Consider the following 25320-nt stretch of genomic DNA (forward strand, 5'->3'; position numbering starts at 1 on the left):
CGCTAAAGCGCCCCCGTTTGTAGAAGGCAGTTTGTAGTAGGCGCTAAAGCGCCCCCGTTTGTAGAAGGCAGTTTGTAGTAGGCGCTAAAGCGCCCCCGTTTGTAGAAGGCAGTTTGTAGTAGGCGCTAAAGCGCCCCCGTTTGTAGAAGGCAGTTTGTAGTAGGCGCTCTATTCGCCTACTACAAAGGGGGACGGGCAAAGACAAAGGTCGCCCTTTTGAGAGAGGAACTAGGAGAGAGAAGCGCGTTCATAACCTGGTGACACGACGACTGGTGCTGCCCAATTGTTGCCAGATTTTGTAGATGTTACTGGATCGAAACTCCGGAAGAGAATCTACCACAGGATGGGGCTTGTTGTTGGTTTTTTCCGTAACTATTTTGGATCGGGAAGTGCAAAAATTGAGGAACGCTAACTTGACTCGTAGGAGCCGATAGGACAAATTATGGGGTTAAGTTGCTGATGATTGGACTTTGGGAGCGATTATGACTACAAGTGAGCGCGTATTTGTGCTGCTATTTAACGCTCGGACGGAAAATGAGGGCATTCACACCATCCGCATTGCCGATCGCAATAAGGTGTTGATGTTTGAGTCAGAGGACGACGCCACCCGCGTTGCTTTAATGTTGGAAGCGCAAGATTTCCCCACGCCTACCGTGGAAGCAATCGATCCGGAGGAAATCAAAGAGTTTTGCCAAAGTGCTGACTATGATTGCGAATTTATTCCCGAAGGCGCTTTGTTTATCCCGCCCGAAGCGAACATGGAACAAACCGACTGGCAAGCGGACGCCAGTCAATCTCAAATGCCTGAGTCCGATCTTGACCGCATTCGCCGCCAACTCGAAGGACTGTTGTAATCAAGGATAAACATGACAAATTTGCAAGACCGGGGTCATCTTCTGACCGAACAGATCAATCCCAACAGTCGCAATTTAGACCAGCTGACTGCCCTCGAATTGGTGGATCTGTTTAATCAAGAAGATGCCCAAACTCTGGCGGCGATCGCTAATGCCCGTACTCAACTCGCCGAGGCTATCAATATCACATCAAAGGCGTTACGTCAAGGGGGAAGGTTATTTTATGTGGGAGCTGGGACGAGCGGGCGGTTAGGGGTTTTGGATGCAGCCGAGTGTCCGCCGACGTTTTGCACGCCTGCGGAAATGGTACAGGGAATTATTGCCGGAGGAGCGGGGGCGTTGGTGCGGAGTTCGGAAGATTTGGAAGATAAAGCCGAGGATGGGGAAACTGCGATCGGCCAAAGACAAATTACCCAACTCGATGTAGTAGTCGGCATCACCGCCGGAGGCACCACGCCCTACGTACAAGGCGCGTTGCAAGCCGCTAAATCTAGGGGCGCTACGACGATTTTTATCGCTTGCGTCCCCGCCGAACAAGTCAATACGAGTGCCGATATTGACATTCGCTTGTTAGTAGGGCCAGAAATAGTAGCCGGATCGACGCGCCTCAAAGCCGGGACGGTGACCAAAATGGCGTTGAATATCCTTTCTACCAGCGTCATGGTGCAGTTGGGGAAAGTATACGGCAATCGCATGGTGGATGTTGCGGTGACGAATAGTAAATTACGCGATCGCGCCTTACGCATCTTGCAAGACCTCGCCGGTATAGAACGACACGAAGCCGCCGTTCTACTAGAGCGCAGCGGCAGGAATGTGAAACTAGCGCTGCTGATGCACTGGACGGGATTAGAAACCGAAGAAGGCGCGAGCTTACTTGAGCAGCATCAAGGCAATTTAAGGCAAGCCGTCACTAGCTATCAACAATTAGAATAGCGCTAGGGTTAACGGAACTAAAAAGTTCCCCTTTGTATCTATATTTACTTGGTATCTTTCTGTAGCGGACTCACATGTACAAGATACGCTCTACAGCGCTTTGCTCGACTAGCAGAAGGCAAGTGGGATTTCCAAGCGCTCCGATCAAGTATGCACTATCAATTGTCAGCATGACGGCAGTCTCTCTAGAATTATTTATCGCCCCTGGTTTCTCAATATCAGGACAAAAACAATTCGAGCCACCTTTTCCAGATGCAAAAATAAACCCCAGTTGGGAAATTGCTCAAACATTTCGACCCCCCAATCGCGGCGCCCCCGCTGTAACAGAAGGCGCGGGAACTAGGGGGAGTTCGTGCATAGCCTTGAGCGAAAGGAATAAATTAAAACCTTTAATTCCGACGGGAAATATAGGATTAACGGTATCTGAACATCCGACATTTTTTGGATATATTCCAAAATCTAATGCTAAGCAAGGAGAGTTTGTCCTTAGAGAGCGAAATAACCGGCTGGTTTATAGAACAAGATTTGCTCTACCTTACCAGCCCGGTATTGTTAGTATCAGCCTTCCGGCGACAGCGAGATCGCTAGAAATTGGCAAGCAGTATCAGTGGTCGTTTGTATTAATTTGCGACCCCGAAGATCGCAGCGACAGCGTCAGTAGTCCCCCAGCTTGGATCGAGCGCATCGAACAGAGCGAAACTTTAGCAGCTCAGATAAAAAATGCTACACCAGAAACGCTCCCAGCGTTGTATGCAGAAGCTGGAATCTGGTTCGATGCTTTGGCAAGTCGAGTGAAACTTCTGCCCTCTCAACCTCAAACCGAATGGCAGCAAAACTGGGAATTACTGTTAACAACAGCCGGACTGCAAGCATTTGTTCAAGAGCCTTTAGTTGATAATAGGTAATTGGTAATGGGTAATTGCAGATTTGAGATGGCAGATTTTAGATTTGAATTAAATCTGAAATCTCAAATCTGAAATCTCAAATCCCTCAAATCTGAAATCTCAAATCTGAAATCTCAAATCCTCATTACCCGTTACTGCGGGTCATTGACAAATAAACCACCGAGCGCGGAAACTGACTTTTTAATGCTGGTATAACCGGACAAGGTTTTTGTCCGCACCAACACCGCCGCCAACTGATATCGTGTCCGGTTGCATCGGTTGCGTTTGGAGAGCTGGGGGAGCAAAGGGGATGGGGGAGCAAAGGGGAGAAAAAACGCTTTTTCGCACAATCAACTATACACAACTGATCTCTCGCGGACATGATATGACTATTCCCCCCTTGCCCCCTTGGATCTTTAGATACAGGTAAACCACGGCTTTTTGTGCTATATATTTTACTAGAGTTTATTGTCAATTAAATTGACAATAAACTACACAATTACTAACATTATATTCTCCAATTTGTCAAAAAAATTAACATTAAAAATCTCAAATGATTGAAACAAAAATTAATACAAAAACTCGATAGGTTGGATAAGTTAAAAAATATTCAGCTTACCTAGCCTTGCAAGTCAAGCACCCAATTGATACTGGTAAAGCTAACTATGAACTACAAAAGGTCAAATTAGACTAGCGATCGCATCGGAACGAAGACAGTATAGGAGTTAACCAGCACGGTCGTAACCTCGACAGCAAAATCACTTAGATGGCATCAGGAGAAGTTGGTTATGTTCCGCATTTCTCGCCGCCAGTTCTTACTATTTGCTGGATCTGCTCTGGCAACCTGGGGCTGCAACCAATTCTACATTCAACGCCAAGGTGACCGATACGCCAGGAGCCTCGCTCAAAATACTTCTCGCAAACTCGCCTTACTGGTTGGCATCAATGACTATGCCAATACCAAGGAATTTACACCTTTAAGGGGATGCATCACCGATGTGGAATTGCAGCGGGAACTTTTAATTTACCGCTTTGGCTTTAACCCAAAAGACATCATCACCTTAACCAACGCCCAAGCCAGTCGCCAGGGCATTTTGACAGCGTTTGAAGAGCATCTGATTAAGCAAGCAAAACCAGAGGATGTAGTCGTATTTCATTACTCTGGACATGGTTCCCGCGTCGCCGATCCAGATAAAGATTTTCCCGATAGACTCAACGGCACTTTTGTGCCAATTGATGCGGGGTTACCATCTGGATTCCCCCAACAAGGGGGTGTCGTGCAGGACATCATGGGACATACCTTATTCCTGCTGATGAAAGCTGTACCCAGCGAAAATCTTACGGTGGTTTTGGATAGTTGTTACTCTGGCGGCGGCACGAGGGGAAACTTCCGAATTCGCTCTCGCGATGGAGGCAGTCAGCTACAAATTTCTGCGGCTGAAAAAGGGTATCAAGAGCAGTGGTTATCGAGATTGAATCTTTCGCCTCAAGATTTTATCACCCAGCGTCGGCAGGGAGTAGCCAAAGGCGTCGTCATCGCTGCGGCTCAGCGCAATCAAAGAGCGGCAGATGCGCCATTTAGTGAATTCTATGCCGGAGCGTTTACCTACCTGATGACGCAGTATCTTTGGCAGCAAACGGGGAATGTGGAAAATGCGATCGCTAACATTATCCGCGACATCAAACCCCTTTCCTTCCAAGTCCCCCTCACCGATGTTCAACCCCAAAGCGGAAATGAAAAGAAACCCGTCTATTTCATCGATCAACAAGTCCCCCCCGCTGAAGCAGTCATCATCGAAGTTAAAGGGAATCAAGCAACATTGTGGTTGGGAGGAATCGATCGAGAAAGTTTGGCAGCCTTTGACAAAGAGGCCATATTCACCATTGTTGATGCCAGCGGTGGCAGTGCGGGACAGGTAACGCTAGAATCCCGCCAGGGATTAATCGGGAAAGCCAAGCTGGAGGGTGCTGCTAAAGAGGGGGCGCTATTGCAGGAAGCAGCAAGGGCGATTCCCAGCGATTTGAAACTCCGCATCGGTCTTGACCTCTCTTTGGGTGCGGATGCGAGTGCGGCAAAACAGGCGCTGCAAGCGATTAAGCGCATCGAAGCGGTCAATGTTCCGTATCAGGGTGACGTGCAGTACCTTTTGGGTCGGATAACGGCTGCCGATCGTCAAGCATTCTCAAGCAAGGGGCAAGCTGAGGTTCCAGCAGAAGCCAGTATCAGCTTATTTTCTCCTGGACGAGACGAGGTGATTCCCGATTCGTTTGGGGAAGCGGGGGAGACGGTGACCAAAGCAGTCAGCCGTTTAGAGGCCAAACTCAAATCTTTACTGGCAGTCCGAATTGTCAAGATGACCTTGAATGCCAACTCATCTCGGTTGAAAGTGACAGCCTCGATGCACCCAGAAGGTCAGAATCAGTTGATTGCCCAGGCTTTCACTGCTCGTAGCGGTATCAGTAGAGAGAGAAGCGCAACCCTTTCCCACAAGTTACCGCTGGGTACGCCAATTCAGTTCCAGGTGACGAACCAGGAAACTCGCCCTCTCTATCTCAGCATTCTATTAGTTGACCCCACTGGAGGACTCACCGTTCTGTTTCCCAATCAGTGGCGGCAGTCAGAGGAGGCGACACGATTGGAAGCGGGGCAAACTCTACAGATTCCTAACACAAATCAAGATGAGTTTGAGTTGGTCGCCCAGGCCAAAGGAATTGGGGAGATGCTGATTATTGCCAGCATTTCACCGCTCAAGAAAGCCTTGTTGACGTTGCAATCTTTGGCACAGGAGTTGCAACAATCTCGCGGCCCGGTAGTTTTGGGTCGCGGTTCGCGCAGTGCTGAAGATGTGATGGGCGATTTGTTGAGCGACCTGAGTAGCGATCGCAGTGGCAATGGCCCCGTTGTAGGAGTCAGGTACAAGGTTCGCGCTGCTGAAATAGCAGCACTGTCCATCACGTTTGAAGTGATTTAGTGGTTCATAATTAGCATCTTTTATGCCAATCAACACTCTATAAATTAACCGCATTTACCACTTGGAGGCAGATATGCAACTTCCAAAAATTGGACTTATTGCCCTCCTTACTATCCTCGCCACCCTGACACTTAGCGATTGTCAATCAACCCAAAATCCCCCATCTAAAATTCAAAATTCATCGGTGTTAGTTCAAGCCCAGGATAGTAGAAAAGCCGAAGCAGATAGGCTGTTTCAGCAAGGGATTGAGCATCTGAATGCCGGTCAAGCTGAGGCAGCTTTGCAGCCTTTGCAAAAAGCGCTCAATATTTATCGGGAAATCAAAGACCGACAGGGAGAGGGGAAGACTCTGAGAAATCTAGGCACTGCTTACCTTTTGCTAGGAAACTCTAACAAAGCTATTGAGTCCTATCAACAGAGTTTGGCGATCGCCCAGTCAATCCGCAACCGTAAGTTAGAGTGGGAAGCTCTGTATTTTCTGGGAAAAGCTTACTTTGTCCTGGGAGATTACGCCAAAGCTATTGAGTCCTATCAACAGGTTTGGACGATCGCACGAGAACTCAAAGACCAAGCACTGGAACTCCAAATTATGATGGAGCTGGGATTTACTTACAACTTCCTGGGAAACACTGCCAAAGCGATTGATGTCTATCAACAGAATTTGATAATTGCGCGGCAACTAAAAAACCATCAGGCAGAGGGGTATACTCTGCTCAATCTGGGCATGATTTACAAACAATTAGAAGATCATACCAAAGCGATTGAATATTTCGAGCAAAGTTTGGCGATCGCGCGGTCAATTAACAACCGTCTCCTAGAGGGACAGGCGCTGGGAAATCTAGGTGATGCTTATCTGGTCATCGGACAACCTGCCAAAGCGATTGAGTTCTATCAGCAGAGCTTGAGCATAGCGCGAGAACTCAAAAACACCGAATTCAAAGAGATGGCTTTGAAGTTAGAAGAGATCGATCTGGGATCTTTGAGAATCGCTTATAATTTACTCGGAGACTTTGCCAAATTGAGCGAGTCACTCCAGCAGGAATTGAGACTAGCGCAGGAACTTAAAGACCCCCAGAGAGAGGGTACAGCGCTGAGAGAACTTGGGACTATTTATCAAGGAATAGACGATTATACAAAAGCGATTGAATACTTTGAGAAGAGTTTGGCGATCGCGCAACAATTTAATGATATCGTCCTGAAGGTACAGTCTCTAGAAAGCCTAGCAGACACTTACTTAACTTTGGGAGACTTTGACAAAGCCCTTGAGTATAATCAACAGAATTTAGCAACTGTACGATCCTTCAACAATAGCCAGAGACAAGAACAGAATATTTCTAGTCAAGAGAAACGAAAGATTAACTACTTGCACCGGAAAGAAGTAGAGGTTTTGGGAAGGTTGGGGTCTACTTATCTTTTTGGAACCGGAGACTATAGCAAAGCGCTCGATTACTTCCAGCAAGGTTTATTATTGGCAAGGAAATTCAACTTTTCCTCTGAAGAGGCTAACGCTCTATCAAATTTGGGAATTGCCTACTCTGTCCTGGGAGACTATCGCCAAGCTATCCCCTACTACGAGCAGTCTTTAGCACTGGTTCGGCAAGACAAACGGCCTCAGTTTGAGTCGATCAATCGCCAGATAGAGGGAATAGAACTAAGATTTTTGGCAAGAGCTTATGCGGTTCAGGGAGAACAGGCTAAAGCAATTGACTACGCTCAACAAAGTGTAGCGATCGCGCAGAACAGCGAAAGCCTTTTCGATCGAGCAACTGCTAAAGAAGAACTAGGCTATGTTCTCTTTCTGGCTGGCAATCTTCCAGAAGCAGAAAAAGCTTTGCGCGAAACTATTGCCGGTTATGAATCTGTTAGATCCGGATTGGGCGAACAATATACCTACAAGGTGTCGATTTTTGACATCCAATCTGAAGCTTACAGGCTGCTCGAACAAGTCCTGATTGCCCAAAACAAAACTGATGCCGCTCTAGAAATTGCCGAGCGGGGGAGGGGACGTGCCTTCGTGGAATTACTGACGAAGCGGTTATCTCCCCAGCGCGACGCTCAATCCTCCATTAACCCCCCGACAATTGAGCAAATTAAACGCATTGCCAAGCAAGAAAATGCTACTCTCGTTGAGTATTCAATTACTTACGATCCGACTCAATTTATTCTGCCTGGTCAATTCAAAGCTGTCAACCAAAATTCAAAATCAGAACTCTATATTTGGGTCATCAAACCCACAGGTGAAGTGGTGTTTCGTCGCAGCAATCTCAAACCCCTATGGCAGCAACAAAAGACCTCTTTAGAAGAGTTAGTTTTTAGCAGTCGCGAATCCATCGGTGTCCGGAGTCTCCCCATTCTTGGCTGGCGTCCCAGACCAGGAGCGAGACAGTCGCCAGCAAGTCTTACCGAAAAATTGCAGCAACTCCATAAATTCCTGATTGAACCCATTGCTGACTTGTTGCCCAATGACCCCAACGCGAAAGTCATCTTCATCCCGCAAGGTGAGTTGTTCCTGGTTCCCTTCCCCGCACTCCAAGATCAACAAGGCAAATACTTGATTGAAAAACATACCATTCTCACCGCTCCCGCGATTGAGGTACTCCAACTAACCCACCAGCAATGGGAAAAGGTTCGCCAAGCAGCCTTAAAAGATGCGGTTGTTGTGGGAAATCCTACCATGCCCAAATTTGGTCAGCCGCCGCAACCCCTGGCTCCTCTCCCCAATGCGGAAAAGGAAGCAATTGCGATCGCTCCCCTCCTTTCCACCAAACCCCTGATCGGCAAAGACGCCACTAAAGCAGCCATTTTACAGATGCTACCTTCGGCGCGAATCATTCATCTGGCAACGCATGGGTTATTAGATGATGTGCGGGGATTGGGGAGTGCGATCGCTCTAGCTCCCTCTGACAAGGATAACGGCTTACTCACCGCCGAAGAAATCCTCGATTTGAAACTTTCTGCCGAATTAGTAGTCCTGAGTGCTTGCGATACAGGCAGAGGACGAATTACTGGCGATGGCGTGATTGGATTGTCTCGCAGCTTAATTAGTGCGGGTGTACCCAGTATAATTGTGTCGCTCTGGTCAGTGCCAGACGCCCCTACAGCATCCTTGATGACCGAATTTTATCAAAATTTGCCAAAGAACCCCAATAAGGCTCAGGCGCTGCGGCAGGCCATGCTGACGACCAAGCAACAACACCCGAATCCCAAAGATTGGGCGGCGTTTACGCTGATTGGCGAAGCTGAATAGAGCCAGGGTGATTTGCAAAAATCGGCTTCAGTCTAGCGCTCAACTCCGCGTCATAGACAAATAAACCACTGAGCGCGGAAACTGACTTTTTAATGCTGGTATAACCGGGCAAGGTGCTTGGTCTTGTAAATTATCTGGTTTACTCCAAGTAAATGGTGCTTTTTGCGCCGCAGACATCCATAACAAACGCTTCGCCCTTGTCATAGCAACGTAAAGCAGGCGAAATTCTTCTGCTGTTTTCAAATAACCCGCTTGTTCCCAAGCTTGAGCAACTTCTGGCAAAGGATATTGCCCGTGCAAACTGGCACGAATTTGCGCCCGCGCTACTTCTGCTAAGGTAAAATCTCCTAAAAATTGCGTGGGTGTCGGTACTCTTAAATTACCCGGAATCATCGCCGCATGTAAAAACGGAATGAAGACATAATCCCAGTCCAATCCTTTAGCTTTGTGCATGGTAATAATTGTCAATCTACCCGATTGGGTATATTGACTTTCATTTCCATCTGCATCTACGGGTTCAAACTTTTCTGAACTGACAATTTCGCTCAAAGCATTAATCGTGGCAGACATGGAACGATTATCGCTAGTGGCTCGCGAAATTCGGTCGGCTAATTTATCAGCGGTGGCGAGTTCGGTTTGGTCGTAATTTAAGGATAAAGCGACAAAAGAAATTAACTGATATTGAGGTAATTCCATTCTGGCGCGCAGCAAGCTGCAACAGAAACGACGCGCTTTTAAGACCGATTCTGTTTGGGGTGGATCTAAAGGGCCGGGATAGAGAAATTGTTCTGGTAAACTAGCAAGGGCGTTGAGGTCTTGCGGGTCAATTAATTTGCGTTTGACCAGTACTTCCAAGGCAGATTTGAGGTAATCGGGAGAGTGGGGACGGTCTAGAAATTGCAGGATGCTGAGTATTTCTGCCGGGACGTGGGAGTGGCGATCGCTTTCTGCTACTTCATATATTGCCAGTCGATTTCCATACAATTGTCGCAACTGCTGAGCCACAAATCTCCCTTGGTCATTCGTCCGCACCAACACCGCCGCCGACCGACGATTTTCCCCGGAAGCAGCATTTGCGAATAACTCTATTGCCCGTTCGCCAATTAGTTGCACCGTCTGATGAATATCGCGGGGCGTATATATTTCTAACCCTCTCCCTTCAGGTTGAGGATTGGCATCTGGTTGGGGGTCATCCGGTGCAACTGGGTGAATAATTTGATGGCGAAACGGTTGTTCAGTTCCAGCTAATTTCGAGCGATTAACCCAATCTAAAACAAAATTAGCTGCCTCGATAATAATCCGACTGCTGCGACCAGCAACATCCATTGTCGCCAGCAGTCCTTGAGTTTGGCATTGCGAGCAAAATTGACGAAAATAAATCGGATCGGCGGGTGTAAAAGTCGAATTAATCGCTTGATTTGGATCGCCAACTCGCACGTTGATTTTGGGTAATTGGTAATTGGTAATTGGTAATTGGTAATTGGTAATTGGTAATTGGTAATTGCTCACCTGCTCACCTGCTCACCTGCTCCCCTGCTCATCTGCTCACCTGCTCCTCTGCTCACCTGCTCCCCTGCTCATCTGCTCACCTGGGCTATCAGTTGCGAGAATTTCTAATAGTCGAGTTTGCAACGGTGAAGAATCTTGCGCTTCGTCTTCTTCAAAGACGGCGAAAACTTGCTTTTACCACAAACGTCTGGCGCTGTCATTTTCTAAGACGCGCAAAGCTGCCAAAATCATTTCGTCGTAGTCGATAAAGTCTCGACTTTTCAACAAATTCTGATACTGTTCGTATAAACCTGCCGCGATCGCTAGTATCCCATACCCATCCCTTCCTTGTTCGCTCAACCTCCATAAATCCTCCGGTAAATAACCCGAACTTTTGGCTTCGTGTATCACTGTTTGAGCCAGATTCGGCAATACTTCAGTCCGCAATACCGACTGACGGCGCAATCTTTCCGTTTCTTCCCCATCAAATTGTTGCCCTTCGAGTAAAATTTGATACCTTCTAGGATTGTTGGCAATCCATCTGTCTACCGCCGCCCGAATTAAACGGTGACTTTGATTCGGCGTTACGACAGTTAGATTATCCAAATTTATACCCGATAAATCTGAATGGCGGGCGGCAATATTTAAGGCTAAACCGTGTAGAGTCTGGACAATAAATCCAACTTGTGGTAATGATAAATCTTTTTGCAAGCATTCGCGAATTTTAGCTTTAATATTGGCAGCAGCAGAACGAGTAAAAGTAACTACGATTAATTGATGGCGAGAGTGGAGTTGATTGCGAGCGATCGCGATCGCCGCCGCTACCGCCATCCCTGTAGATTTTCCCGCACCGGAAACGGCCCAAACCGCTAATGGCCCCCCTTTCCAATCTGCCATTGACTATTTTCCTAGGCGCAGGCGGTTTCGCAGTCGTTGCAAAGCTTCCTCGCGCAACGCCAAAGCAAAACCACCGTTTGTAGTAGGGACTTCAGTCCCTCGACCTACTGGGACTGCATCACTCCCTGGAGATTGTCTATACTCAGAATCTGACGCCGACGAAATTGATTGCGGATCGATATCATTAGGATCGATTGACATTTTATATTAGCCGGAGCAACAACTAGCGCAAACTTTTTCTATATAGCTACATAGGATCAAATTTACAACCTCCAAGTGGAATCAGCTTTATGGAACTGCTTCACCAACCGGGAGAAATTCTTGCCCAACGGTATCAAATTATCAGCATTTTGGGGCAAGGTGGTGTGGGAACGACTTACGAGTCGGTTGACTTGCACGCAGGAAAGCACGTAGCACTCAAAGAATTGTCGCTGCAACGGATTACTGACTGGAAAGCTTTAGAATTATTTGAACGCGAAGCGCGGGTTTTATCCCATCTCAACCATCCGGCAATTCCCCGCTATCTAGATTACTTTCAGGTAGATACGCCCTCCCACCAAGGTTTTTATCTGGTGCAAGAATTGGCTAGTGGGCGATCGCTTTATTCTCTCGTCCAAGATGGTTGGCACGCCACGGAACCCCAAGTGCGCCACATCGCCGCCCAAATTTTGGATGTCCTCAACTATCTGCACTCGCTGACGCCACCCGTCATCCACCGCGATATTAAACCGCAAAATATCATCCGGCGCGACGACGGACAGATATTTTTAGTCGATTTTGGTTCCGTACAGGCCAAGTATCAAAATACTCTCAGCGGCAGGACTGTAGTGGGAACCTACGGTTATATGGCACCGGAACAATTTCGAGGACAAGCCTTTCCCGCTTCCGATTTATACGGAATGGGGGCAACGTTATTATTTTTACTCACCCATCGCTTGCCCGCCGAATTATCCCACCGGCAGCTGAAAATGGATTTGCGATCGCGTCTAGACATATCCCCAGAATTCGCTGAATGGTTGCATAAACTCCTAGAACCCGCCGTAGAAGACCGTTTTTCCTCTGCCAAGCAAGCGATCGCAGTTTTGCGCGGAGATGCTGCTATTACCCCAAAACGCACTCGTCCGGCGCGCAGTCGCGTTGTTTTGAGCAAAAATAGTCAGCAACTGGTAGCAGAAATTCCGCCCCCTGGGTGGGGATACTGGGATGTGGGACAATGCGTTATGGGATTGATTTTGCTGATAATTGGATATCAATTGATCTCTTTCATGCGCTTTACTTTTATTAGTCCGTTAATCTGGATCTTTCCCCTAGTTGGGATCATCCCCTCGATGTTTGGCATCGTAAAGCTAGTCAAAACTGCGTTCAAACTCCTGGGTAAAACAAAACTGGAGATGGAAAGAAAATCTTTCCGGTTACGCTACTCTTTACTTGGCTTCTTTTACCAAGTACAAGGGCGGACGCAAGACATCGATCGGGTAGAATTAAATCGGTTTATGCGGTTGCAAGACCAATTAGCGGCTTTATTGAGTAACGAAACTCCCCAACCTTACACGGCGTGCAATTTAATTGAAGGAATTCGCACCCACCGAATTGGTGCTTGGTTAACTGCACCCGAAAAAGAATGGTTAGGACAAGAAATCGCCAATTTCTTAAGAAAACCGTTGCATAGTCCCAGTTTGACGCGATGAAGATTTCCTATCACTATCTGGGTTTGGCATTAGTAATGGTAGTAGGGATAGGGTTGCGGTTTTGGCACCTCGACTTTAAACCCCTATGGTTGGATGAAGTAATTACCGCTTTAATGACTTTGGGGCGCAATTATCGCGATGTCCCATTAGAGAAATTGCTTCCCATAGAGACAGTTAGGCAAATTTTTACGCTTAATGCAGCGGCTACTTGTGCTGAAATTGCTAATAATTTGGCTACCCAGTCAACCCATCCACCGCTATTTTTTTGCTTGATGCACGACTGGTTAAAGGCAGGTTTAACGATATTCTCTGTTTTTGGAGATCGATTTGGGTTAAACCCGCCCTTAGAGTATGAAACCCTGGCGAAGGATTTGCGATCGCTTCCTGCTTTATTTGGAGTCTCTGCGATCGCAGCTATATATTATCTCAACCGCATCGCCTTTTCCCCAGCTGCTGGACTCACCGCCGCTGCGATCGTGGCGGTTTCTCCCTTCGGCGTCTACCTCTCCCAAGAAGCACGTCACTACACCCTACCAGTATTGCTAATAACGTTATCCCTAGTAACGCTAATCCAAATTCAACAAGACATCCAAAAGCAACAGCTGCGATTATCAGTTTGGATCGCTTGGTTAGCCATAAACAGTATCGGTTTTTACGTCCACTACTTTTTTATCCTCGCCTATATCGCCCAAATCGTAACTTTATTCGGTCTATTCTACAAAGTAGATCATCAATTATCGAATATCTTACCCGCCAACCTGCCTTTAATTATTACATTTTCCCTACTACCCCTAATATTTTTCATCCCTTGGCTACCATTAATGCTGGGCGATGTAGGTCGTCCAGAAACGAATTGGATACCCCAACCTAATAATATCGTCCCCTTTTTCCAAACTTTAGTAGGTTGGATATTAATGGTCATTGCATTGCCGGTAGAGAACTACCCGCTTTGGATAGCAATTCCGGCGGTAATTTTAATGATTTTATTTGGAATATGGCTGTTTTTGCAGATTTTTAAAGGATTAAAGCAACTGTGGCAAACACCGGACACCCATTCGAGTACTTGGACGCTTTTATGTTTCACCGCTTGCGTGTTGCTAGAATTCTTTGCCATAGTCTATTTAATGGGTAAAGATATCACAGTAGTTCCTCGCTATAACTTTGTTTATTACCCAGCTATTTCCGCTTTACTAGCAGCCAGTCTAGTTATCCCAACCGATGGTAAAATGGGATCTATAAAGAAATTTATCTCCCTACCCGCGTCGCCTTGTCCCCCGGTTTTCTCCCTGACTCCCTCTCCTACTTTTACCCGGCTTTCCTTAGTTTTATTGGTAGGCATTATTAGCTGTATCTTTGTGGTTTATGATTTGGCCTTTCAAAAGCCTTACAACCCTCAAGAAGTTGCTAAAAATATGAACGGAGAACCTGGATTACCCTTGGCGGTTGTGATGGGATATAACGATTATCAAGATGTTGCTTTGGGTTTGAGTTTTGCCCTAGCTTTGGATAAAATTAGAGATGAGAAAATAGCGGGAACATACCTAGCATTTTACGAGCGATCGCCTAACTACCTATCAGTTTTGCAAAGCTTGTCCCAAATGTCACCACCTACAACTTCTCAGCTGAATTTATGGCTGGTGATTCCAGGACTCAAACCTCAAGATTATCCCCCCCAACTCCCACTCTCAGGGGGTACAAATTGTACCATCGACCCCACAAAGCACTACCGCATCGGCATTCCTTATCAACTTTATCGCTGCCAATAAAATTGCTAATAGCTAATTGCTAATTGCTCATGGGAATATTTGACTGCTCTACCATTAGCCATTAGCTATTAGCCATTAGCTATTCATCAATTTGCCACAAATCTTTAGTCACTTCTTCGTCCAAAATCCGCTTTGGACGCATCACGACGATAACCTTTCCCAGGATGGGAATATCGGTTTCTTCTTCCAACCACTGGAAAAGCAATTGCTCGGCTTGTTCGACGATAAAATAACTATTATCATCCCATTCCCGTGCGGCGCGATCGACAACAACTAGCAATTCTTCCCCGGTGCTAGTTTGTTGGTTGGGAAGTAGAGAGCGATCAGATAAAATACCCACAGGATCTTCCGCAGCCAAAATCACCTGCCATCCAGGTATCGCTACCCAAGCACCTGTACCAGAAAACTTGACAATTCGGAAAGATCCGCTTTCGTCAATCATCGGCACAGCTTTAAATTCCCCAGCGCCCAAAGGCAGTTTACCGGCAAGGGGGACAATGCGGGGTAATTCTTCTTCTGAATCTAGGCGGTAAACTGGTAAAATCGGTGCAGGACGCTTGGGCGTGACGGTAAAATCGGTTAGCAGTTTTTCGACTTGTTGGCGTGCCGTATCGCTGTGAGCAAATCTTAACCCACTGGCGATCAGACGCGATCGCGCTTGCAAATCCGACTGCTGTCGCGCTAATTTCCAGTACATATACGCGAGGGCATCGCCAGGATGGTTGGAAAACCCATTCGGTAGAGTCCGCAAGCGGGAAAACTCTTTCATCGCTTTAGCGACTTCGCGGGAATCTGTAGAATCGAGTTTGTGTGCTAAAACAAACGTAGCGGCGGCGGCGCGTTCGGATTGGTTGAGAATGCGGAACTCGTATAGTGTATCGCTACCAATGCGCTCAAAATGCGATCGCACTTCCTCCGATACCCCAGCACTCACCATACTGGTGTAAACTTGAGCAGCCACGATCACTTGATTTTGCTGGATTGGCTCAAACCCAGTTTCTTCAAAAATCTTTTGGGAAGCATAGCCCGCCTTTTGCAGCGTAGCGCAAGCTTGTCCCCACTCAACCCAAGTACCTTCTTTGCGTCTGAGGCGCAGCAGTAAAGATTCTAACTGGTTCGGGTTGGGAGCATCGGGTGAAAAGTCGGTCATAAAACCTCACAAACTGGCGATCTTACCGATCTTTTCAAACTGTACCGCGATCGCGACCTAAACAACCCTCCCAGCTAACGAGTATGACAAAAACCGAGAATACCCGATATCCAACCGTAGCCATCTAAAGGTAGATTAGGTTATCATTGCGTACCTTGTACTTTAGACGTTGTTTAAGAAATCAAAAGGTTTGAACGATTTTACACAAGTCGTTCGTTAGATTGATATGGATAATAGTATTCCTGAGCTAGAGAGCATTCGCCGTCAGCTAATGAGCGTAGAACGACGCAAAAAAGCCAAAATGCTGGTTGTAGATGATGAGCCAGATAATTTAGATCTGCTCTACCGCACCTTCCGGCGCGATTTCAACGTCCTCAAGGCAGAAAGTGGGATTCAAGCATTAGAAGTGCTTGCTGCTGAGGGCGAAGTTGCTGTAATTATCTCGGATCAGCGGATGCCGGAGATGAAAGGAACCGAGTTTCTCAGCAAAACCGTACCCAAATTCCCCGATACGGTGCGAATTATCCTCACGGGATTCACCGATATCGAGGACTTGGTAGACGCGATCAATTCCGGACAAGTCTACAAGTACATTACCAAGCCTTGGGACCCGAACGAATTAAAGGCGGTGGTACAGCGGGCGGCGGAAACTTACGAAGTCCTCAAACAACGCACCGAAGAACTGCGTCGCGCCCAAGCGCAAACGGCTTTGCTTTCTACAATCGTACAGGTTGCCCAATCATCGGCTCAGGTAGAAGATTGTTTAGAACCGATTGCCAAGGCATTTGGCGAAAATTTTGGCGCAGATGGCTGTATCTTGCAACTGGTGGAAGGCGAGACTTTAAGTTCTACCGCTGGTATCTACAGTGCTGACGGTGGTTTGGTAAACTGGCTGGCACAAGATCCATTGGTGAAGGATGCGATCGCCAACTCCCAAATGCAAGTTTCTCTCAACATACCATCCGATCCCGCAATATCAGCCCTCGAACACTACTCTAATTCGGGAATTCAAGCGCATCTAGTCACCCCGATTGTCTATCGAGGTAAACTATTAGCGGTTCTATCCCTGCAATGGAAAAAACCCTGCCAATTGCGCGAAGATGAAATCATGCTAATCCATCTATCTGCCCAACAGGTAGCCCTCGCCCTCACTAGCACCCGCGCCGCTGCATGAGTCTAGATACCCAAGCGAATTACATTCGCACCATTTTCGACCGCATCGCCCCAGTTTACGACTCGCTCAACGATTGGTTAAGCTTGGGGCAGCATCGCATTTGGAAGCACATGGCGGTAAAGTGGAGCGATGCTAAACCGGGAGATACTTGTCTAGATCTCTGCTGCGGTAGCGGCGATCTGGCTCAAATCCTAGCACGGCGCGTCGGACTTTCAGGCCAGGTAAAGGGAGTAGATTTTTCCCCAGCACAGTTAGCCAATGCTTCTACCCGCGTCGCCTCCTGCTACCCCCCGCTTCCCATCGACTGGGTGGAAGCAGACGCCCTCAATTTACCCTTTCCCGACAATTATTTCGACGCCGCGACAATGGGTTACGGACTGAGGAACGTAACCGATATTCCCCGCGCCTTGCAGGAATTGCACCGCGTCCTCAAACCCAACGCCAAAGCTGCTATCCTAGACTTTCACCGCCCCAATAATTCCACCCTCCGCAGTTTTCAGCAGTGGTATCTCGACAACCTTGTTGTCCCCGCTGCCCAACAATTCGGCCTGACGGAAGAGTACGCTTACATCAGTCCCAGCTTAGATAAATTTCCCACAGGCTCAGAACAATTGCAACTAGCGAGGCTCGCCGGATTTGCCGCCGCTACTCATTATCCGATTGCCGGTGGCATGATGGGTGTTTTGGTAATTACAAAATAGAATGGAAATAGGTAATGGGTTATGGGTAATAGGTAATAGGTAATAGTTCCCCCAATTACCAATTACCCATTACCCATTACCAATTACCCGCTAGTTGATAATTCCAAGTTGAATATATCCGACCTCTGGCTTTATATAAGCCCTCCGATACTAGGGGCAATTATCGGCTATTTCACCAACGATATAGCCATCAAAATGCTATTCCGTCCTTATCGAGCAATATACATCGGTAAGCGACGGCTTCCGTTTACCCCCGGTTTAATTCCCGCGAACCAAGAACGACTCGCTTTGCGAGTTTCTGATACGATCATGGGGTCGCTCCTCACCCCAGATGAATTGCAAAAACTGGCGCGGCGCTTGCTACACACCGAACGGGTGCAAGCAGGAATTCTCTGGTTGTTGCGGTTGGCGCTCGATCAAATTCAAGGCGATAAGGAACAAAAAACTGCTAAAATATTAGCAGCGATATTGCGAGATTTGTTGAGCGAATCTTTGCCGCGCTTGCTTAAAGTATTGGCTCGTCGCGATGATTTTTTGGAAGCGCAAATCAACCAAATATTTGACCAAATTTTAATCGATTTCCAACTAACGGAACAGCAATCTGGACAGCTAGCTGATTGGTTATTGCATGTAGTTTTACCGCCGGATGTGCTGCGTTTGGCTATTATTGATTTTTTAACTGACCGCAACATTCAAGTAATTGATGAAGGGTTTCGCGAGAAAACCAGCGGTACTTATTGGGTGGTAGCAAATCTATTTGGATTGAGAAATACATTAACTCGCCTGCGGACATTTTGCTTAGATGAAAAAGAGATATCGAATCAGCGCCTAGCCGAGTTAATGCAATCATTAGAATTGCGCGATCGCCTAAAACGCTGGTTGCACAATCTATCATTACAAAATCTACCTATTTCCACAGTCCGCCAGTTGCGGAAAACCATTAAAGAAAGCATTCGCAGCTACATTCAAAATCGCGGTAGCGACTTAATGCAAGGGTTAAGCGGTTCAATTAACTGGGAAGAAACAGCGGCTTTAGTATTAAGTCGGCTGCGTAATTCTGCGGTTATCAATTCTTCTTTAGAAGTTATGAGTCAAGAACTCGCTTTAGTTTTAGAACGCTATTTAGAGCGAGATTTAGAAAAAATAGTCGCTCAAACGATTCCCATTTTAAATATCGACCAAGTGATTATTGAGCGAGTTAAAGCCACTTCTCCCGCCGATTTAGAAGCAGCAATTGAGGGAATTGTCAAAAATGAATTGCAGGCAATTGTTAATTTAGGCGGGATTTTAGGCTTTGTTGTGGGGTTGATTCAAACTGCTTTGCTACTACTGCGGTGAAGCGCACAATTAAGTATGTTAACCCAAGTTGCTAGTTATAACTATCGTGGGTTGATAAATTGCTAATCGCTAATTGCTAATTGCTGATGGTAATATTTTTCGGTTCTACCATTAGCCATTAGCTATTAGCAGCCATAAAAAGATAACTAGCAACTTGCGTTATGTTAGTACAAATAAACTGATAGCTGGACGGGCGAGACGCCCATCCCACAAGAACTGCTACCACCCATCCCACAAGAATTGCTACTGGGTTTGTGGGGTGAGCAGAATCGCCCGCCCATCTTTTGCTACTCGGTATCTGGTTATATCATGTCCCTTCCCATTGGTTGTGTATGGTAAGGGAGAATGTTACCCCAGGGACGGATTTTACAGACAGAAACCGGGTTTCTGTGAAAAATTGAGATCTAGGTCGAAACCCGGTTTCTGACCTCGTGAAACCCGCCCCACAGAACAAACGGGACAAATAAAAATTTCTAATTGCGTCCAAAATATCCTGACAACAATTCCAACTTGGGGAATACAGACATATACATCGGATAACAGGAAACGCAAAAATGGCAAAAAATTCAATATACAACAAATTATACGGAAGCCTGGAAGAATTCCGCAAAGATTTCCCTTGGGCAACCAAGAAAGACTGGTGGGATCACAATGCCAGCATCAATAGCGGGAACCAAATCCAAGATCCAGTTGATTCCCCAGATTTCAAAGGTCGAGGTATGGATTATTGCTTGTCTCACAAAAACAAAAAAGTTGATGATAAGTGCGACAAGGTTGGTTGCGTAGAGCTAGGTTGTGGTGGTGGTAAGTGACAAAAGGTTTTCCACGAGCGATCGCCATCTGATATCATGTCCTTAAGCAACGGTAGTGTATAATTTTTGACGAAATTAGGGGCGGGTTTTACGAGAGATATTTGGTAGGAGCGCTTTGAATAAATAAACCCGCCCCAGCTTACTACCTATGCCACCGGAGATGATATAAGTCCTGAGATTCTCAAACTACCACAAGCGCTGAATCCCATAGGCATCAAACACAGAATCAGCACTCAAAATAGGTATTTGCTCGACCATCGCCTGTGCAATTATTAGCCGATCGAAAGGATCTCGATGGTGAAAAGGTAGCGTCACTATAACTTCAATGTGGTCTAAATTAATGTTTAGTATATCGCTCCTGTTAAGACTAACTTGTTGTTCTATAAACACCCTAAATGGTAAACCAAAACTTAACTTGCCCGTGCTTTGCTTAATCGCCATTTCCCAGATACTAGCTGTACTGAGCCAAATTTCGTTATTCCCGTCGTTAATTAGCCCCCGTGCTGTCTCGCTAAGTTTGGGATTGTCGGTGACAAACCAAATAAATGTATGAGTATCTAACAGCAACCTCATTGCAGATAGTCCTCAAAATCTGCGATTGGCTCGTCAAAATCATCCGATATTGTGACCAAACCTTTAGCACTACCAGGCTGACGTGGCTGCTTAACTGGCAATAATGGCATTAGTTTAACCACAGGCTGATTGTCTTTTATAATGATGATTTCTTCACCTTGAAGTACTAATTCCACTAAATTAGATAGTTCCTTGGATGCTTCATTAAGCTCTATTGTCTGCATAATTTTCACCTTTTTTTACTAATTTATAGATCGCTATCTTGATACAATTCTTCCAATTTTTGTTGCTCGGTGCGCCGGGAAGGACGGCGATATTTTTTACTTTCTAACCGGGGTTCGTACTGACTTTTTCCCCGTTTGGTTTTTAATTTTAGCGCTGCATCCCGATCTGATTGTTGGTTGAGTTTCTCTTGACGGGCGATCGCATCTTCTAGAAAATCCAAGTAATGCTCGTAACGCTCCCACTCTCCCCGCACTGCACAGTTCGGTTCATCGCAATGCAGACAATCGCTAAACTGACAGGTATCCCTCTCTAAGCGCTGTCTGGCTTCGGGAAAATAAAACGCTAACTCTGAGGGACTAGAATCTAAATCTGGTTGATTAAAACCGGGCGTATCTGCGAGTAACCCGCCTGTCGGTAATTCAAACAATTCTACATGTCGGGTAGTGTGACGTCCCCGGCTGAGTTTCCCGGAAACTTCTCCCACTCGCAACTTGACATTTGGAATTAAATAGTTTATAATGCTCGACTTACCCACACCGGAAGGCCCAGCGAGGACGGTGATGCGGTCGCGCAGGCTGTCTTTTAGTTGTTCTAAACCAGTGCCGGTGAGGACGCTAATCGGGATCGCTTCGTAGCCCCAGGATAATATGCGTACGCGCCACTGGTGAATCTGTTCTTCTGTGACCAAATCGCTTTTATTCAGACAAAGGCTGACATCCAACCCAGTCGTCTCGGCTTTAACTAAAAATCGACTCAGCTGGTAAGGTTCTAAGGGTGGATCTGCCAGGGCAAAGACGAGCAGAATTTGGTTAGCATTGGCGATTGGCGGACGATCCAGTTCGGTTTGGCGGGGGAGAATATCTGCGATCGCACCCCTACCGCCGATCCAATCCGGTTCTTCTACGATGGCGCGATCGCCCACCATTACCTGCTGCCCAATTTTTTTCAACCTTGCCCTGCGGGTGCAAAGCAATTTTGCCGATTTTGAGTTCTCCCTGGTATTTTCCCAGCCCGAATCGAGTTGCACCGAGTAATAATTTGCCTGTACTGCCAGGACTGTTCCCAACAGCGTTTCACTGCTGAATTCTTTTTGTCCCTGGGATTGGTTATCCACTCAGCACTCTGGAGGCTTATCTGCTGGACGGCGCACTTTCAAGGCAAAAAAGCCAGTGCGGTCTTCAATTTGTTCTATTTTATACCCTTCCATCCTCAAACTATCGGGTACTTGCTCGATGGGCTCTCCTCCATCCAGCCACACTTCCAGCAGTTGACCGGGTGCCATTTTTTCTAGGCGTAGTTTAGTCCGCACAAAATTAATCGGGCAAGGGGTGCCGCGCAAATCCATTTGGGCATCGGGAGTCAACAGGGTTGGGTTACTCATTTGTGAAAGAAATTCCCCAAGAATCCTTCTATACCGCCTTTACCAGTCCGTTCACCCTTAATTTTAGCCAACTTTTCTAACAGTTCGCGTTCTTCAGCGGTGAGGCGATTGGGAATTTCGATTCCCACGGTAATCAGGTGGTCGCCGCGACTGACTGGATTGCCCAAACGAGGCACGCCGCGATTTTCCAGCTTCAGCACCGTATTCGGCTGGGTGCCGGGGGGAATCGTTAGTTCTTCCGGCCCATCAACCGTGTTCACTTGGAGGCGACAGCCTAAAATTGCTTGGAGATAGCTGATCTGAATTTCCGACAGGACATTGATGCCATCCCGTTGAAACTCTGGATCGGCATTCACGAACAAGTATACGTATAAATCCCCTGGTGGGCCACCCCGCTGTCCGGTATCTCCTTCTGAGGCGACGCGCAAGCGGGTGCCGTCATCGACTCCGGCGGGAATCGTGATTTTAAGTTTTTTGGTGACTTGCTTTTGTCCTTTACCTTCGCAAGCTTCGCACTTGTCTTCGATTACCTGTCCGGTGCCGTTGCAGGTGGGACATACGGAAACCTGGGTAAAGCTGCCAAAGGGGGTGCGGGTGACGCGCCGAACTTGACCCGAACCGCTACAAGTCGAGCAAGTGCGAGGGCGAGTCCCCGGTTTAGCGCCGGTGCCGCTGCACACTTCGCAGGTTTCTAAATGGCTGATGCGGATTTCTTTTTCGCCGCCAAATACGGCTTCGCGGAATTCCAGCTTTAGATCCAGGCGCAGATCGTCTCCGCGGGCTGGGCCGCTGCGCCGCCGCCCAGCGGTGGTTTGAGTTCCCATGCCGCCAAAGCCGCTAAAGAAGCTTTCAAAGATGTCGGCGAAGCCACCTATATCGCCTAAATCTTGGAATCCACTGGCGGCTGCACCGGAGACGCCCGCTTCGCCAAAGCGGTCGTAGCGGGCGCGGGTTTCTGGTTCGGAGAGGACTTCGTAAGCGCGGTTAATTTCTTTAAAGCGCTCCTCTGCGCCCGGTTCCTTATTCACGTCGGGGTGATATTTCCGAGCGAGGCGGCGGTAGGCGCGTTTAATTTCTTCTTTATCGGCGGATCGATTAACGCCGAGGATGTCATAGTAGTCGCGGGGCATAGAGCGCTCTTTGCTGGGGAATTTAAACTATTAGGACTTGCGATCGCATTCTGCTAGTCTACGGCTTCGTAGTCAGCACTGACCGTATTGTCTTCCAGATCGAAATTGAAATCGTCTTCTTCATCGGGGGTTGATTTTATATACTCCCCTGGAGCGGCTGCGGCTACCGTTTCAGATTGGTCGGAGTACTCATCCCGACTGCGGTTTGCTTGCTGGTACACGGCGGCACCGATGACAAACAGGGTTTGTTGGAAGTTTTCGATCTGCTGCCGCATATCATCTATCCCAATTCTAGGGTTGGCGATCGCGGCTCGCAGTTCTTCTGCCTTTGCCCGTGCTTCGGCTTTCAACTCCGCGCTGATGAATTCGCCATTCTCTTTGAGCGTAGTCTCATAGCTATAGAATAGGCTATCGGCTTGGTTTTTGAGTTCGATCACCTGCCTGCGCCTTATATCTTCCTCGGCAAATATTTCGGCTTCTTGGCGCATCCGTTCGATTTCTGCCGCCGTTAAGCCGCCCGTATTCGTGATCCGGATGCTTTGCTCTCTGCCGGTGCCTTTGTCTCTTGCCGCCACTTTGAGGATGCCGTTGACATCGATCTCGAAAGCTACTTCGATTTGCGGCACGCCGCGCGGTGCTGGGGGAATCCCTGCCAGCAGGAACCTGCCCAAACTTTTATTATCTTTCACCAGCGCCCGCTCGCCTTGCAAGACGTGGATTTCTACTGAAGTTTGACCGTCGGTGGCGGTGGAAAATATTTGTGCCTTGCTGGTGGGGATGGTGGTATTGCGATCGATAATTTTGGTGAATACTTCTCCCAGAGTTTCGATGCCCAAGGACAGGGGCGTCACATCTAACAAAAGTAAATCTTTTACTTCTCCACCCAGCACCCCGCCTTGAATCGCTGCTCCCAATGCTACAGCCTCGTCGGGATTGACCGATCTGTCTGGTGCTTTGCCGCCAAAAAACTGGCGAATCCCATCTTGGACTGCGGGAATGCGGGTTGAACCGCCCACCAGGATAATCCGGTCGATCTCCTCCGGTTTCATATCCGCGTCTTTGAGCGCTTGGGTGACGGGTTCGATGGTACTTTCCACCAAATGCGCCACCAATTCTTCAAATTTAGCTCTCGAGAGGCTCATTTCCAGGTGTTTTGGTCCTGTCTCGTCTGCGGTGATAAACGGCAAGTTAATCGAGGTGTTGACCATGCTCGACAGTTCGATTTTGGCTTTTTCCGCTGCTTCCCGCAGGCGCTGGATCGCCATTTTATCGGTTGATAAGTCGATTCTCTCAGATGCCTTGAAGTTGTCCATCATCCAGCGCACCAGGCAGTTATCGAAGTCATCTCCGCCCAGGTGGTTGTTGCCGGCAGTCGCCTTAACTTCAAACACACCATCGCCCAACTGTAAGATCGAGACATCGAAGGTGCCCCCTCCCAGGTCAAACACCAGAACCGTTTGGTCTTCGTGTTGTTTATCTAACCCGTAGGATAGGGCGGCTGCGGTGGGTTCGTTGATGATCCGCAGCACTTCGAGTCCGGCGATCGTGCCTGCGTCTTTAGTTGCTTGCCGTTGGGCATCGGTGAAGTAGGCGGGTACGGTAATCACGGCTTGATCCACGGTTTCGCCCAAAAAGTTTTCCGCATCCTGCTTGAGTTTTTGCAGGATCATCGCCGATACTTCTTGGGGCGAGTAAGTCCGTCCCCTGACTTGGACATCGACGGTATCGTCTTTGCCTTTAATGCAGTTGTAGGGAACGCGCGAGCGCTCGTCTACCGTATCATCCCAGCGACGACCGATAAACCGCTTGATGCTGTATACGGTATTTTCCGCATTGGTAACCGCTTGCCGCTTTGCTAGCTGACCTACCAAGCGATCCCCCGCTTTGCCAAATCCCACGATACTCGGCGTCGTTCGCCCTCCTTCCGAGTTTGGTATGACAATCGGTTGACCGCCTTCTAAAACGGCTACACAACTATTCGTCGTGCCCAGGTCAATGCCTATGACTTTTCCCATAGATCGCCGCAGTGTAGTGGATGATTTTGTTGAGGGTTTTGGTTTGGATGCGTGGCTGTTAATCTAAAATTTCCAATCGCCTTTTCCCATCA

18 protein-coding genes and 1 pseudogene are annotated in these 25320 nt (G+C 47.6%); 11 read left to right on the forward strand and 8 right to left on the reverse strand.

What is annotated here, in order from left to right:
• The first annotated feature begins 482 nt into the window (after positions 1-482).
• The 5 genes from MiSe_RS13360 (at position 483) to MiSe_RS13380 (ending at position 8890) form a co-directional block, all read left to right on the forward strand.
• Positions 483-854, forward strand: coding sequence for a DUF3110 domain-containing protein (locus MiSe_RS13360; protein ID WP_226580008.1), 372 nt, complete (start codon positions 483-485; stop codon positions 852-854).
• Positions 855-866: 12 nt separating this feature from the next.
• Complete coding sequence (murQ, locus tag MiSe_RS13365; protein WP_226580011.1) at positions 867-1787, forward strand: N-acetylmuramic acid 6-phosphate etherase; 921 nt, start codon at positions 867-869, stop codon at positions 1785-1787.
• 122 nt (positions 1788-1909) lie between these two features.
• Positions 1910-2692 (forward strand): DUF928 domain-containing protein, encoded by a 783-nt coding sequence (locus MiSe_RS13370; RefSeq protein ID WP_226580014.1) that lies wholly within the window; start codon positions 1910-1912, stop codon positions 2690-2692.
• A gap of 767 nt (positions 2693-3459) precedes the next feature.
• A complete protein-coding gene (locus tag MiSe_RS13375) occupies positions 3460-5643 on the forward strand; it encodes a caspase family protein (RefSeq protein ID WP_226580017.1) in 2184 nt (727 codons plus the stop codon).
• 73 nt (positions 5644-5716) lie between these two features.
• Complete coding sequence (locus MiSe_RS13380) at positions 5717-8890, forward strand: CHAT domain-containing tetratricopeptide repeat protein (RefSeq protein ID WP_226580020.1); 3174 nt, start codon at positions 5717-5719, stop codon at positions 8888-8890.
• Between the two features lie 39 nt (positions 8891-8929).
• Here MiSe_RS13380 and MiSe_RS13385 read toward each other — a convergent pair.
• Positions 8930-11476 (reverse strand): annotated as a pseudogene (locus MiSe_RS13385) (ATP-dependent helicase).
• Positions 11477-11565: 89 nt separating this feature from the next.
• Between MiSe_RS13385 and MiSe_RS13395 the strand changes: the two are divergent.
• Both MiSe_RS13395 and MiSe_RS13400 read left to right on the forward strand, forming a co-directional pair.
• Positions 11566-12963, forward strand: coding sequence for a serine/threonine protein kinase (locus tag MiSe_RS13395; protein WP_226580025.1), 1398 nt, complete (start codon positions 11566-11568; stop codon positions 12961-12963).
• Positions 12960-14729, forward strand: a complete 1770-nt coding sequence (locus MiSe_RS13400; protein WP_226580029.1) for a glycosyltransferase family 39 protein — start codon at positions 12960-12962, stop codon at positions 14727-14729. The genes MiSe_RS13395 and MiSe_RS13400 overlap by 4 nt, the downstream gene beginning before the upstream one ends.
• Positions 14730-14808: 79 nt before the next feature.
• Here MiSe_RS13400 and MiSe_RS13405 read toward each other — a convergent pair whose 3' ends face one another.
• Positions 14809-15879 (reverse strand): RuBisCO accumulation factor 1, encoded by a 1071-nt coding sequence (locus MiSe_RS13405; protein ID WP_226580032.1) that lies wholly within the window; start codon positions 15877-15879, stop codon positions 14809-14811.
• Positions 15880-16105: 226 nt separating this feature from the next.
• On the opposite strand from MiSe_RS13405, the gene MiSe_RS13410 reads away from it, so the two are divergent.
• The 4 genes from MiSe_RS13410 to MiSe_RS13425 all read left to right on the forward strand — a co-directional run bounded on the left by MiSe_RS13410 (position 16106) and on the right by MiSe_RS13425 (position 19904).
• A complete protein-coding gene (locus MiSe_RS13410) occupies positions 16106-17053 on the forward strand; it encodes a response regulator (RefSeq protein ID WP_226580035.1) in 948 nt (315 codons plus the stop codon).
• Positions 17050-17754, forward strand: a complete 705-nt coding sequence (gene ubiE / locus MiSe_RS13415; protein WP_226580038.1) for a bifunctional demethylmenaquinone methyltransferase/2-methoxy-6-polyprenyl-1,4-benzoquinol methylase UbiE — start codon at positions 17050-17052, stop codon at positions 17752-17754. Before MiSe_RS13410 ends, ubiE begins: the two co-directional genes overlap by 4 nt.
• Positions 17755-17862: 108 nt before the next feature.
• Positions 17863-19092, forward strand: a complete 1230-nt coding sequence (locus MiSe_RS13420; RefSeq protein WP_226580041.1) for a DUF445 domain-containing protein — start codon at positions 17863-17865, stop codon at positions 19090-19092.
• Positions 19093-19646: 554 nt separating this feature from the next.
• Entirely contained in the window at positions 19647-19904 is a 258-nt protein-coding gene (locus MiSe_RS13425) for a hypothetical protein (protein ID WP_226580044.1), read from the forward strand.
• Between the two features lie 186 nt (positions 19905-20090).
• Here the strand turns inward: MiSe_RS13425 and MiSe_RS13430 are convergent, their stop codons facing one another.
• From MiSe_RS13430 to dnaK, 6 genes are read right to left on the reverse strand one after another with little or no spacing between them, the layout of a single operon-like run.
• Complete coding sequence (locus MiSe_RS13430) at positions 20091-20477, reverse strand: type II toxin-antitoxin system VapC family toxin (RefSeq protein ID WP_226580046.1); 387 nt, start codon at positions 20475-20477, stop codon at positions 20091-20093.
• Complete coding sequence (locus MiSe_RS13435) at positions 20474-20701, reverse strand: type II toxin-antitoxin system Phd/YefM family antitoxin (protein WP_226580049.1); 228 nt, start codon at positions 20699-20701, stop codon at positions 20474-20476. Before MiSe_RS13435 ends, MiSe_RS13430 begins: the two co-directional genes overlap by 4 nt.
• A gap of 23 nt (positions 20702-20724) precedes the next feature.
• The gene (gene rsgA, locus MiSe_RS13440) at positions 20725-21816 is read right to left on the reverse strand and encodes a small ribosomal subunit biogenesis GTPase RsgA (RefSeq protein ID WP_226580052.1); all 1092 of its coding nucleotides are present in this window, start codon (positions 21814-21816) and stop codon (positions 20725-20727) included.
• Entirely contained in the window at positions 21817-22083 is a 267-nt protein-coding gene (locus MiSe_RS13445; RefSeq protein ID WP_226580055.1) for a sulfurtransferase TusA family protein, read from the reverse strand. It lies immediately after the preceding gene.
• The gene (gene dnaJ / locus MiSe_RS13450) at positions 22080-23213 is read right to left on the reverse strand and encodes a molecular chaperone DnaJ (protein WP_226580057.1); all 1134 of its coding nucleotides are present in this window, start codon (positions 23211-23213) and stop codon (positions 22080-22082) included. The genes MiSe_RS13445 and dnaJ overlap by 4 nt, the downstream gene beginning before the upstream one ends.
• A 53-nt stretch (positions 23214-23266) precedes the next feature.
• Positions 23267-25228, reverse strand: a complete 1962-nt coding sequence (dnaK, locus tag MiSe_RS13455; RefSeq protein WP_226580059.1) for a molecular chaperone DnaK — start codon at positions 25226-25228, stop codon at positions 23267-23269.
• Between the last annotated feature and the right edge of the window lie 92 nt (positions 25229-25320).

The organism is Microseira wollei NIES-4236 (assembly GCF_020521235.1).
Taxonomy (GTDB): domain Bacteria; phylum Cyanobacteriota; class Cyanobacteriia; order Cyanobacteriales; family Aerosakkonemataceae; genus Microseira; species Microseira wollei.